The sequence below is a fragment of the Salifodinibacter halophilus genome, assembly GCA_012999515.1.
Classification (GTDB): domain Bacteria; phylum Pseudomonadota; class Gammaproteobacteria; order Nevskiales; family Salinisphaeraceae; genus Salifodinibacter; species Salifodinibacter halophilus.
On sequence record JABEEB010000820.1, the window covers coordinates 1 to 231 of the forward strand.

Sequence of the window (231 nt, forward strand, 5' to 3'; positions counted from 1 at the left end):
GAAATCCGGCGACCCTCTGGAATAATAACGGCTCCTCGGAGGAGTGGCCGAGCGGCCGAAGGCGGCACCCTGCTAAGGTGTTATACCTCTTAACGGGGTATCGAGGGTTCGAATCCCTCCTCCTCCGCTCTCCCCGGCGAGAACGGAATTTAACCCGCTTTTAACCCAACCCCCTTTGCGGGTTCGCAACACATCGTTACAATATCTCGCATGAACGGAACTCTGATCCTG

1 tRNA gene is annotated in these 231 nt (G+C 56.3%); it reads left to right on the top strand.

Going from position 1 to position 231, the window contains the following annotated elements:
* Nucleotides 1-37 precede the first annotated feature (37 nt).
* Nucleotides 38-127: transfer RNA gene (locus tag HKX41_13860), tRNA-Ser, on the top strand.
* The last annotated feature ends 104 nt before the right edge of the window (nt 128-231 follow it).